We start from the raw sequence: 11,914 nt of genomic DNA, 5'->3' as shown, positions 1-11,914 counted from the left end.
TTGAGACAAACGGCCCCCCGGTCGACAGCGCCGGCCGGCGCGGGGTTCAGCGCACGTTGAATCGCCGCCGCGCCTCGCGCAGCGTGAAGAAGACCACCGGCCACACCACAGTGGCCGAGAACGCCGGCATCCAGTGCCACCAACCAGGGTTCGCCCGGCCGGTTATGCCGTCGACCCAGAAAAGCAGCACCCGTACCAGCAGGCTCAGCACCAGCACGGTCATCGCCTGCTGCCACATCGGGAAGATCCGCAGGCGCCGGTGCAGTTTGAGCGTGAGCCACGCCACCAGCGCGAACCCCAGCGCGTGCGCGCCGAGGGGCATGCTCTGGAGGATGTCGACGAACAGCCCCCCGCCCCATGCGACCCCGACACCGACCCGCTCGGGCAACGCCAGTACCCAGTAGATGATGACCACGAGGGTCCAGGGCGGGCGCACCAGCTCCAGCGAGGTCGGCATCGGCACCACCGAAAGGATAAGCGCGAGGAACACGCTCACCAGGATCACCCAGCCGCCGTGGCGCGTCGACGTCGCCATATGCTAGCGCCCCACGCGCATTCAGGACCCCGGCGCCTGTTCTTCCGGCACCGCCGATCCGCCCGCGAACTGGGGCACATCGCCCTCGCGGCGCACCAGCAGCACCTCCTGGAGCCGGTCCAGGGAGGCGGCGGTCTTCACCGTGACCTCCGCGAACGGCCGCCCCGGCTTCTTGTCCACGGCGGAGACCCGGCCTACCGGATAGCCGGACGGGAAACGCCCGCCGAGCCCGGAGGTCAGCAGCAGGTCGCCCTTGCGGATATCGGTGTTGTTCGGCAGGTTGGTCAACTTCAGCGCGCTCAGATCCCCAGTGCCCACGGCCACGGCGCGCACGCCGTTGCGGTTGACCTGCACCGGGATGGCGTGACTGGGATCGGAGATCAGCCGGACCGTGGCGGTGAACGGCCCGACGGTATCCACCTGGCCGACCACGCCGTTGGCGTCGAGCACGGGCTGCCCCGCGAACAGGCCGTCACGCGCGCCCTTGTCGATGCGCACCAGATGGGTGTGCGGATCGAAATCCACGCGCATCAGCTCGGCGATCAGCACGGACTCGCCCACCTCGTAGGAGGAGTCGAGGAGCTTTCGCAGCCGGATGTTCTCGACCTCGAGGGCGTCAAGCTTCTGCAGCCGCGCCTGGCTGAGGAGGAGCTTGTCCTGCAGCCGCTCGATCTCGGAGACCAGTGCGCGGCGGCTGCGGAACTCGCGGGAGAAGAAGCGCCCGATCTCCGCCGGGAGCTCGGCGGCGACGTGCACCGGATAGACCGCCGTGGTCAGTGCGTAGCGCACCGGCTGCAAGTACCCCTCCCGGTGGTCCAGGGTCATCAGCGCCACCGACGCCAGTGCCAGAAGCACCAGACGTGCCGTTATCGACGGTCCTCGTGCAAACAGCGGTTTGATGGCTTCCCCCGAACTCAGATCGCTGCCCGACAGGATAACGCCAAACCGGGGGCGATGGGTGAACCATTGATCCCCGGCGGGGTGTTCCCTCCCCGCCGGTGCCGGTCCGCCCCGTCGCTACTCGGCGACGAACAGATCGGTGCCGCGCTCGTCCATGAGCTCGAGGGCCCGGCCGCCACCGCGGGTCACGCAGGTCAACGGCTCGTCGGCGATCACCACCGGGAGACCTGTCTCCTCCATGAGCAGGCGATCGATATTGCGCAACAGCGCACCGCCGCCGGTGACGACGATGCCACGCTCGGCCACGTCCGCGCCCAGCTCGGGCGGGGTCTGCTCCAGGGCCGTCTTCACCGCACCGACGATACCGGACAGCGGCTCCTGCAGCGCCTCGAGGATCTCGTTGGAGTTGAGCGTGAAGCTCCGCGGCACGCCCTGGGCGAGGTTACGTCCGCGCACCTCCAGCTCGTGGACCTCGGTACCCGGGAAGGCAGTGCCGATGTCGTGCTTGATGCGCTCGGCCGTCGCCTCGCCGATGAGGATGCCGTAATTGCGGCGCACGTAGTTGATGATGGCCTCGTCGAAGCGGTCACCACCGATACGCACGGAGGCGGAGTAGACGATGCCGTTGAGCGAGAGTACCGCCACCTCGGAGGTACCCCCGCCGATGTCGAGCACCATCGAGCCGCGGGCCTCGTCCACGGGCATGTTCGCCCCGATCGCGGCCGCCATCGGCTCCTCGACCAGGAAGACCTCCCGGGCGCCGGCACCCGCCGCCGACTCCTTGATCGCGCGGCGCTCCACCTGGGTCGAGCCGCAGGGCACGCACACCAGCACACGCGGGCTCGGCTTGAAGAACCGCGCCTCGTGCACCTTCTTGATGAAATTCTGCAGCATCTTCTCGGTGACCGTGAAGTCCGCGATCACCCCGTCCTTGAGCGGACGCACCGCACGGATATTGCCGGGCGTGCGCCCGAGCATGAGCTTGGCCTCCTGGCCCACCGCGGCGATGTGCTTCGGTCCGCCGTCGCGATCCTGGCGGATCGCCACCACCGATGGCTCGTTGAGCACGATGCCCTGGCCCCGGGAGTAGATCAGCGTATTGGCAGTGCCGAGATCGATGGAGAGGTCGTTGGAGAAAAGTCCACGAATGCCCTTGAACATCCCGAGAATCCAGCCGAGCGAGAAAACGCGTAATCTAGCAACCCGCCCCCGTGTGGGCAAGGAAACTGGTGCCTGCATGCTGTGACGAGGCGCACATCGACGCGGCTGAGCGCGCTTGATGGCGCGCTCGACAAGCTGTAATGATGCAGTGCAAGGACAACCGGGAGGCGGGCACACACGGATGAGTCAGCCGCTGAGTCACTATCGCAACATCCTCAGCATCGTGGGTGGCATCGTGCGCGTGCGCGTGCCCGGCGGCGGAAGCGGCTCGCCGGCGCGCTTCCGCGACCTCGCAGTCCTGCGCAAGGCTGACGGCGAGGACGTGCTCGCCCAGATCATCCGTATCGACGGCGACGTCGTCTCCCTGCAGGTGTTCGGCGGCACCGGCGGGCTCACCACCGGGGCGACGGTACGCTTCCTCGGCCACCCCATGTCGGCGACCTGCTCGCCGAACATCCTCGGACGCGTCTTCGGGAGCACCGGCGAGCCGCTAGACCGCGGCCCCGCACTCACCGAGGACCGCCGTGTGCCCATCGGCGGCCCCTCGGTCAACCCGGTGCGCCGGGTCATGCCCAGTCGCATGATCCGCACCGACGTCCCCATGATCGACGTCTTCAACACCCTGGTGGAGAGCCAGAAGATCCCGATCTTCTCGGTCGCCGGCGAACCCTATAACGCCCTGCTGGCGCGCATCGCCATCCAGGCCGACGCGGACGTGGTGGTCTTCGGCGGCATGGGGCTGATCTTCGACGACTATCACTACTTCCGCCAGCGCTTCCTGGACGCGGGGGTGTTCGCGCACACGGTGATGTTCGTCAACCAGGCCTCGGACTCCGTGGTCGAGCGGCTGCTCGTGCCCGACATGTGCCTCGCCGTCGCCGAGCGCTTCGCCGTCGAGGAGGGCAAGCGGGTGCTGGTGCTGCTCACCGACATGACCGCCTTCGCCGACGCGATCCGCGAGGTGGGCATCAGCATGGAGCGGGTCCCCTCCAACCGCGGCCACATGGGCGACCTCTACTCCCAGCTCGCCCGCCGCTACGAGAAGGCGTGCGACTTCCGCGGCGCCGGCTCGGTGACGGTGCTCACCGTCACCACCATGCCGGGGGACGACGTCACCCACCCGGTGCCGGACAACACCGGCTACATCACCGAGGGGCAGCTCTACCTGCGCGACGGGCGCATCGATCCGTTCGGCTCGCTGTCCCGGCTCAAGCAGCACGTGATCGGCCACACCACCCGCGAGGACCACGGCCAGCTGATGAACACCATGATCCGGCTGTACGCCGGCGCCCGGGACGCGGAGCAGAAGCGCGCCATGGCCTTCGAGCTCTCGCCCTACGACGAGAAGCTCCTGCGCTTCGGTGAGCGCTTCGAGGAGCGCTTCATGGACGTCGAGGTCTCCCTGCCCCTGGAGCGCGCCCTCGACCGGGGCTGGGAGACGCTGGCGGAGTGCTTCGAGCCCGAGGAACTGGTCATGAAACAGTCGCTGATCGACAAGTACTACCCCCGCCGCGGCCGGACCGCCGCCGGCGGCGACTGAGCCTCGGAGCAGACCGTGGCCCGGACGTCGCTCAACAAGACCGCCCTGCACCACGAGCAGGCACGCCTGCGGCGGTTCCAGCGCATCCTGCCGTCGCTGGACCTCAAGCGCCGCCAGCTCATCGCCGAGCGCAGCCGGGAGCAGGGCGTACTCGCGGCCACCGAGCGCGACCTGGCCGCGCTCACCAATGACGTCCGCGGGACACTGCCGATGGCCGGCGACGAGCGCGTGGTCATGGACGGGCTCGTCCGCGTCACCGACGTGCGGATGCACGAGCACAACCTCCTCGGCGTGCACCTGCCGTTGCTCGACGACGTCGCGGTGGAGACCTCCGGCTACGCCCTGCTGGCCACCCCGCACTGGCTCGACATCTATGCCGACCGGCTTGCCGAGGCCCTGAGGCTGAACGTCCGCCTCATGGTCGAGCGCGAGCGGCTGCGACGGCTGGAGCGCGCCGTCACGCGGGTCACGCAGCGCGTGAATCTGTTCGACAAGGTCCTCATCCCCCGCGCCCGCGAGAACATCCGCCGCATCCGCATCCATATCGCCGACAACGAGCGCGCCGCTGTGGTGCGCGCCAAGATCGCCAAGCGCAAGCACGCGGGAATGGGCCCATGACCATCGTGGCGCTCGAGAAGGTGACCCTGTTCGGCAGCCGGCGCGAGGAGGACACCCTCCTCACCGGGCTCCAGCAGCTCGGTATCATGCACCTGGTCACGCTGCGCGAGAGCCCCGGCGAGGAGGCCGCCCCGGCCGCGCCGGCCCACACCCGGCGCGCGCTGCAGTACCTGCTGGACTGCCCGGTACGCCGCCACCAGGTCCCGGAGGACCCGGACTTCGACCTGGCCACGACCGTCGAGCGGGTGCTGGAGAACCAGCGCCGCAGCCGCGAGCTGGAGGACAGTCGCGAGTTCGTCCAGCGCCGCCTCGACGACCTCGCCCCCTGGGGCGACTTCCGGCTGCCCCCCGAGGACGCCCTCGCCGGCTACCGGCTGTGGTTCTACGAGGTCCCGAACTACCGCCGGCACCAGCTCGGGACCCTGACCCTGCCGTGGCAGGAGGTCCATCGCGACAACCGCAACAGCTACGTCGCCGTGATCGCCCGCGAGGAACCCCCGCCGGAGGCCCTGCCGGTACCGCGCACCCACACCGGCAGCATCCCCCGCTCGCAGCTGCGCGAGCGCCTCCAGCGCCTCGCGGTGCGCCTGGACGAGCTCGCCGCCGAGCGCGAGGCACTCACGCGCTGGATCCACCTGATCCACCGCCAACTCTTCCGGGCGGAGGATGATGCCGACCTCGCCCGGGCCCATCACTGCACCCTGGACGACGACGCCCTGTTCGCGGTGCAGGGCTGGGTGCCGATCCGTGACCGGGCCGCGGTACACGACTTCGCCGCCGCGCGTGACCTCGCCGTACTGGTCGAGCCCGCGGACGCGGACAGCCGGCCGCCGACACTGCTGGACAACGACGAAGCCACCGCCGGCGGCGAGGAGGTGGTGCATTTCTATCAGCTCCCCGGCTACCGCAGCTGGGACCCATCCCGGGTGATCTTCTTCTCGTTCGCGGTGTTCTTCGCGATGATCCTCGCCGACGCCGGCTACGCCGCCGTCCTCGGCGGCATCGTGCTCGCCGCCGCACCCCGGCTCGGTGCGAGCCGGCGCGGCCGGCGGCTGCGCAACCTCGGCCTGGCGCTGGCGACTACCGCCGGCGTCTACGGCGTCCTCGCCGGCAGCTATTTCGGCTGGCAGCCGCCGCCGGGCAGCCTGCCCGGGGTGCTCCGCGTGCTCGATACCGGCGACTTCGGCCAGATGATGACCCTGTCGGTGGGTGTCGGCCTCGCCCACCTGGTGCTCGCCAACGCCATCGTCGCCTGGCGCCGGCGCGGTCACACCGCTGCCCTCGCCCCCGTGGGCTGGATCGCGGCCCTGCTCGCCGGCGCCGCGCTGTACCTCGGCCTGCCCGGTGCCGGCATCGTCCTGGCCGCCGGGCTCGCCGCCGTCGCGGTGTTCAGCGACACCCGGCCGATCCACAACGCCGGCGACCTGCTGCGCCGCGCCGCCGGCGGACTGCTCGGGCTGGCCCGCGTGACCAACGCGTTCGGCGACGTCCTCAGCTACCTGCGGCTGTTCGCCCTGGGCCTGGCGAGCGCGTCGCTGGCGGTGACCTTCAACCAGCTCGCCGCCGACGCTGCAGCGGCCTACCCGGGCCTCGGCGTGCTCCTCGAGGTGCTGATACTCGCTGCCGGCCATGCCCTGAACTTCGCCCTCGCCGTGCTCAGCGGCGTGGTCCACGGGCTGCGGCTCAACGTCATCGAGTTCTATAACTGGGGCATTTCCGACGAGGGCTACCCTTTCCGGCCCTTCGCGCGAACGGAGAAGACACTGTGGAACAACTGATCCTCACCCTCGGCTGGGCCGGGCTGTACGGCCCCATGGCCCTGGGCGCCATCGGCAGCATCATCGGCTGTGCCATCGCCGGCCAGGCGGCCATCGGCGCCCTGCTGGAGACCGAGTCCGGCCACGGCCGGTTCATCGGGCTCTCGGCGATGCCCTCCTCGCAGACCATCTACGGCATCGTGGTGATGTTCTCGCTGCAACGCCCGGTCACCACCGATACCGCGGCGGGGCTGTTCGCGGTGGGGATACTCTCCGGGACCGCGCTGCTGCTGAGCGCGGTCCACCAGGGCAGCTGCTGCGCCTCGGCGATCAACACCGCCAAGAGCAAACCGGAAGTCTTCGGGCTGTCCATCGCACCCGCCGCCATCGTCGAGGGCTTCGGTGTGTTTGCCTTCATCTTCGCGCTGGTGATCGCCGGCAACATCCCCGCCGGCTGAACGGGACAGGGGCCGCGTATGAACGAGCACGACACCACCGGACCGTCCTCGGGCGTGGAGGCGCTGATCGAGCGCCTGCGCGAGGAGGGTGTGGAGGCCGGCCGCGAGGAGGCCCGGCGTATCGTCGCCGATGCCGAGAGCCGGGCGAGCTGGATGATCGAACAGGCCGAGGAGGACGCCGAGCGGTTGCGCGCCCAGGCCCGGGAGGAGGCGCAGCGTCTGGAGGCCTCGGCCCGCGAGGCTATCCGCGTGGCCGCGCGGGACAGCGTCCTGGAGATGCAGACCACCCTCACCCATCGCTTCCGCGAGCACCTGCGCTGGCTGGTACGCGACGCCCTCTCGGACGAGGCCTTCCTCCAGCGCCTGATCCTGGAGCTGGCCGCCCGCCAGCGCAGTGACACGCCGCTGGAGGCGGACGGGCACACCGAGATCCTGCTCCCGCGGGACGTGCTGGGGCTCGAGGAACTGCGCCGACACCCGGAGGCCCTGCGCGAGGGCAGCCTCGCCCATTTCGTGGTCGCCCAGGCGCGCGACGTCCTGCGTGAGGGGGTCGATTTCACCGTCGGCGAGCACGAGCACGGTCTGCGCGTGCGCCTGAACGACCACGACATGGAGCTCGACATCACCGAGGATGCGGTCGCCGCGCTGCTGCTGGAGCACCTCCAGCCCCGCTTCCGCGCGATGCTCGAAGGCATCGTGAAATAGCCGCCATGAGCAAGCGCCACGAGTACGTCATGCTGCTGGCGAGCCTGCCGGCCCTGCCGGGGCAGCCCTTCGGCCGGGAGACACTGGGGCTCTCACGGCTGCGCCTCGATCGCCGGCTGGGACTGCTCGGGGCTGCCCACCGCGAGAGCCTGGACACGCTGCTGGGCCTGCTGGACTGGTGCCGCCCCGCGCCGGAGCCCGCGGACACCGCCCTCGCCACCCGCGCAGACGCGGCGATGCCCCGGCTGGCGGCGCACGGCATTGCGGACCTGGCGGAGGCCCTGCTGGAGATCCGCACGGTCGTGGCCGCCCTGCGCGCCCGCCGCCGGGGCCATCAGCGACCCACGCCGGGCACGCGCTGGGGTGTGGGCCCGCGGATCGCCCACATGCGCACCCGCTGGGACGAGCCGCTGCTCGGGGTGGGCGCGGTCTTCCCCTGGCTCGCCGAGGCCCGCGCGCACCTGGAGGGCGATCGCCCCCTGGCGCTGGAGCGGCTGCTGATGACCGTGGAGTGGCGGCTGCTGGATGGCGCCCGCCGGGCGGGGAGGTTCGACTTCCGCGCGGTCACCGTCTACGTGCTGCGCTGGCGGATCGCCGCCGCGTGGCGCCGCTACAACGCCGAGGCCGCCGAGCAGCGGCTTCGCGCCGGGGTGCACCACGGCCTCGGCGGATTCCGGAACCTCTTCGCCCACCAGGACACCGCGGAGTGAACCCATGAGCGCCGCCCCCGACCGCCCCGCCGTCGACTGCACCGTCGTCGCCGTACAGGACGACATCGTCGTCATCGAGGCCGACGAGCGCGCCCCCGGCCTGATGAAGAACGAGGTGGTGCTCATCCGGCCCGACGGCGGCGACAGCGACGAGCAGCTCACCGGGGAGGTCCTGCGGGTGCGCGGCCACCGCGCCGACGTGCAGGTCTTCGAGGATACCGGCGGCGTGGCCGTGGGCGACCCGGTGACCCAGACCGGCGAGATGCTCTCGGTCACCCTCGGCCCGGGGCTGCTGGGGCAGGTCTACGACGGCCTGCAGAACCCGCTGGAGCAGCTCGCGCTGGAATCGGGCTTCTTCCTGCCCCGGGGCCGGCAGATGCCGGCACTGGCCGCCGGGGCCCAGTGGTCGTTCTCGCCGACGGTACGCATGGGAGCCACCGTTCAGCCCGGCGACACCCTGGGCACGGTCCAGGAGGGCCGCTTCACCCACCGAATCATGGTGCCCTTCGACCTCACCGGGGCGCTGACCGTGGACTGGATACAGGAGGGCAGCTTCACCGTGGACGTGCCCGTGGCCCGGCTGGTCTCCGCCTCGGGGGCGGAGCACGCGGTTACCCTCGCCGGGCGCTGGCCGGTGCGCACACCGCTGCCCCGCCGCCTGCTGCGCGAGCACCGCAGCGAACGGCTCTACCCGGAGCGGCCGATGACCACCACGATCCGCGTCATCGACACGTTCTTCCCCATCGCCACCGGCGGTACCGCCTGCATCCCCGGCCCCTTCGGCGCCGGCAAGACGGTGCTCCAGAACCTCATCGCCCGCTACTCGACGGTGGACATCGTGATCATCGTCGCCTGCGGCGAGCGCGCCGGCGAGGTGGTGGAGACGATCACGGAGTTCCCGCGGCTCAGCGACCCGGTCACCGGCGGCTCGCTGATGGACCGCACGGTCATCATCTGCAACACCTCGTCCATGCCGGTCGCCGCGCGGGAGGCCTCCATCTACACCGGCATCACCATCGGCGAGTACTACCGCCAGATGGGCCTGGACGTGCTGCTCATCGCCGACTCCACCTCCCGCTGGGCCCAGGCCATGCGCGAGACCTCCGGGCGCATGGAGGAGATCCCCGGCGAGGAGGCCTACCCGGCCTATCTCGACTCGGCCATCCGCAGCGTCTACGAACGTGCGGGGGTGATCCGCAACGGTGCCGGCGACACCGGCAGCCTGACCATGATCGGCACCGTCTCACCGGCCGGCGGCAACTTCGAGGAACCGGTCACCCAGGCGACCCTGAACACGGTGAAGGCGTTTCTGGGGCTGTCCGCGGATCGCGCGTACAAGCGCTTCTACCCCGCGGTGGACCCGCTGCTGTCGTGGTCGCGCTACCGCGACGAGCTCGCGGCGCACATCGCCGCGACCTTCGGGCAGGAGTGGCCGGGGCGTATCGACGAGCTGCTCCAGCTCCTCCACGACGGCGACGACGTCGCCCAGATGATGCAGGTCACCGGCGAGGAGGGCATAACCACCGGGGATTTCATCACCTACCAGAAGGCGGCGTTCCTGGACCTGGTGTATCTCCAGCAGGACGCCTTCGACGAGGTCGACGTCTCGACCCCGCCGGAGCGCCAGCGGCGCAGCCTTGCGCTGGTCTACCGCCTGGTCGCCGCGGACTACGCGCTGGAGGACAAGGAGCGCATCCGCACCTACTTCACCAACCTCGCCACAGCGATGAAGAACCTCAACTACGCGACGCTGGACTCCGGGGAATACCGCCGGCACCTGGAGGAGATCCGCCGTCTGGCCGGGGAGGCGGGCGTCGGGATCGAGGCCGCCTGACCGCCGGCCACCCCGGCTATCGGCCGTTAAGGGCGTCCCGGCGGGCCTGGCGCCGCCCCTCCTCGAGCCGCTCCTGGTCCGGATCGACGGGGTCATCGGTAAAGGCCGCCGTCAGCTCGGCGCAGGAGGCCTCCACGTCCGGCCGCACCTCCGGATGGGTGAAGATGTAGAACGCCTCCCGCTCGATGCCGGCACGGACCCGCGCAGCGGCGACCGCCGGGTCCATGCCCTGGGGCAGTACCCGGCGGAAGAGCTCGCCGCCCTGCGCCCGCACCGCCCTGGTCCGCTCGTCCACGATGCCCTGGAAACGGGCCTGGCGGTGATCCTCGCTCTCGTAGAGCCGCGTCGCCACGGTCCCCGGGCACACCAGCGAGACGGCGATCCCGTAAGGTGCCACGTCACAGCGCAGGGCATCGGAGAAACCGCGGATCGCGAACTTGCTCGCCGCGTACACACCCGCCCCGGGGCCGGCGGCGATACCGGCGATAGAGGACGTGTTGACGATGTGCGCGACCCCGCCGTGGGCCTTCATGCGCGGCAGCAGGGTGAGCACCCCGTTGACGGTGCCGCCGTAGTTCACGCCCATGACCCACTCGAAGTCCTCGGCCGTGGCGTCTTTGACGTCGCGTATGACATTCACGCCGGCGTTGTTGTAGAGCAGATGGATCGGCCCGAACGCGGCCTCGGCCTCGTCCACCGCCGCCGCCCAGCCGTCGCGGTCGGTGACGTCCAGCTCGATCAGCCGCACCCGCGGGCCCGCCGCCTCGAAATGCGCGCGGGCCTCGTCCAGGTGTGCCCGGCTGAGGTCCGCGACGGCCACGTTCATCCCCGCGTCGAGCAGCGTCCGCGCCACCGCCAGCCCGATGCCGGCGCCGCCGCCAGTGACGAACGCCGTCCTGCCCGATTCGATCTGCATCCCGCCTCCGTGTGTTCGTCCCTGCCACCGGGTTTCCCCGGCCCCTGCTCCGCCATGCCGCCCTGTCGGCTCGGCCCGGCAGGGCGGCGTGCCGGCTCAGCGGTAGACGATACCGCCGTCGATCATCAGGGCCTGCCCGGTCATGTAGTCCGAGTCCGGCCCGGCGAGGTAGGAGACGAGGGACGCAACGTCGTCCGGCGTCTCCGCACGGCCCAGGGCGATACCGCCGACGTACTTGTCGTAGGTCTCGCCCTTCTTCGCGCCGGTGAGCTCGGCGAAGCGCTCGTCGATCTCCACCCACATGTCGGTGCCGACGATGCCGGGGCAGTAGGCGTTCACGGTGATGCCGTCGCTCGCCAGCTCCTTCGCCGCCGCCTGGGTCAGCGCGCGCACGGCGAACTTCGTGGACGAGTAGACGCCGAGCATGGCGAAGCCGTCGTGGCCGGCGATGGAACTGGCGTTGATGATCTTGCCCTTCCGGCCCCGTTCCCGGAAACGTCTGGCGGCCGCCTGGATGCCCCAGAGCACGCCCTCGACATTGATCCGGTGGATCCGCTCGACCTCCTCCGGCGTGACCGAGACGATCGGATTCACCTGGGCGATGCCGGCGTTGTTGACCATGACGTCGAAGCCCCCGAGCGCCTCCTCGGCGTGGTCGACCGCGGCGTAGACGGCATCGCGGTCACCGACGTCCGCCGCGAACGTGGTGGTCTTCGCACCCAGCGCCTCGACCTCTCGGGCCGCGCCGGCGAGCTTGTCCTCCTTGAGATCCACCAGCGC

The 11,914-nt window shown here is 70.5% G+C and carries 12 protein-coding genes; 7 read left to right on the top strand and 5 right to left on the bottom strand.

Going from position 1 to position 11,914, the window contains the following annotated elements:
• Positions 1–46: 46 nt before the first annotated feature.
• The 3 genes from mreD to G7A99_RS01540 all read right to left on the bottom strand — a co-directional run bounded on the left by mreD (position 47) and on the right by G7A99_RS01540 (position 2,596).
• Positions 47–535, bottom strand: a complete 489-nt coding sequence (mreD, locus tag G7A99_RS01550; protein WP_018719225.1) for a rod shape-determining protein MreD — start codon at positions 533–535, stop codon at positions 47–49.
• A 21-nt stretch (positions 536–556) separates the two neighbouring features.
• Positions 557–1,426, bottom strand: a complete 870-nt coding sequence (mreC, locus tag G7A99_RS01545) for a rod shape-determining protein MreC (protein WP_084594235.1) — start codon at positions 1,424–1,426, stop codon at positions 557–559.
• A 126-nt stretch (positions 1,427–1,552) separates the two neighbouring features.
• Positions 1,553–2,596 carry a rod shape-determining protein gene (locus G7A99_RS01540; protein WP_163138692.1) on the bottom strand — a complete coding sequence of 348 codons (1,044 nt, stop codon included), beginning with the start codon at positions 2,594–2,596 and terminating at the stop codon, positions 1,553–1,555.
• A 181-nt stretch (positions 2,597–2,777) separates the two neighbouring features.
• Here G7A99_RS01540 and G7A99_RS01535 point away from each other — a divergent pair, with 181 nt between their 5' ends.
• From G7A99_RS01535 to G7A99_RS01505, 7 genes are read left to right on the top strand one after another with little or no spacing between them, the layout of a single operon-like run.
• Entirely contained in the window at positions 2,778–4,136 is a 1,359-nt protein-coding gene (locus tag G7A99_RS01535) for a V-type ATP synthase subunit B (protein WP_018719228.1), read from the top strand.
• A gap of 15 nt (positions 4,137–4,151) precedes the next feature.
• Positions 4,152–4,754 (top strand): V-type ATP synthase subunit D, encoded by a 603-nt coding sequence (locus tag G7A99_RS01530; RefSeq protein ID WP_163138691.1) that lies wholly within the window; start codon positions 4,152–4,154, stop codon positions 4,752–4,754.
• A complete protein-coding gene (locus G7A99_RS01525) occupies positions 4,751–6,532 on the top strand; it encodes a V-type ATP synthase subunit I (protein ID WP_163138690.1) in 1,782 nt (593 codons plus the stop codon). Before G7A99_RS01530 ends, G7A99_RS01525 begins: the two co-directional genes overlap by 4 nt.
• Positions 6,520–6,969 (top strand): ATP synthase subunit C, encoded by a 450-nt coding sequence (locus G7A99_RS01520; protein WP_018719231.1) that lies wholly within the window; start codon positions 6,520–6,522, stop codon positions 6,967–6,969. The genes G7A99_RS01525 and G7A99_RS01520 overlap by 13 nt, the downstream gene beginning before the upstream one ends.
• Before the next feature lie 18 nt (positions 6,970–6,987).
• Positions 6,988–7,674: a hypothetical protein gene (locus G7A99_RS01515; RefSeq protein WP_018719232.1), complete on the top strand. Its 687-nt coding sequence runs from the start codon at positions 6,988–6,990 to the stop codon at positions 7,672–7,674.
• A 5-nt stretch (positions 7,675–7,679) separates the two neighbouring features.
• Positions 7,680–8,384 (top strand): hypothetical protein, encoded by a 705-nt coding sequence (locus tag G7A99_RS01510; RefSeq protein ID WP_018719233.1) that lies wholly within the window; start codon positions 7,680–7,682, stop codon positions 8,382–8,384.
• A gap of 4 nt (positions 8,385–8,388) precedes the next feature.
• Positions 8,389–10,218 (top strand): V-type ATP synthase subunit A, encoded by a 1,830-nt coding sequence (locus G7A99_RS01505; protein ID WP_018719234.1) that lies wholly within the window; start codon positions 8,389–8,391, stop codon positions 10,216–10,218.
• Between the two features lie 16 nt (positions 10,219–10,234).
• Here G7A99_RS01505 and G7A99_RS01500 read toward each other — a convergent pair whose 3' ends face one another.
• Positions 10,235–11,134: an SDR family oxidoreductase gene (locus tag G7A99_RS01500; RefSeq protein WP_163138689.1), complete on the bottom strand. Its 900-nt coding sequence runs from the start codon at positions 11,132–11,134 to the stop codon at positions 10,235–10,237.
• 96 nt (positions 11,135–11,230) lie between these two features.
• Positions 11,231–11,914, bottom strand: a 684-nt coding sequence (locus tag G7A99_RS01495) for an acetoin reductase (RefSeq protein WP_163138688.1), incomplete at its 5' end; no start/stop codon positions are given.

This window comes from Arhodomonas sp. KWT, assembly GCF_010993615.1.
This window is presented reverse-complemented; position numbering and strand designations above follow the sequence as displayed.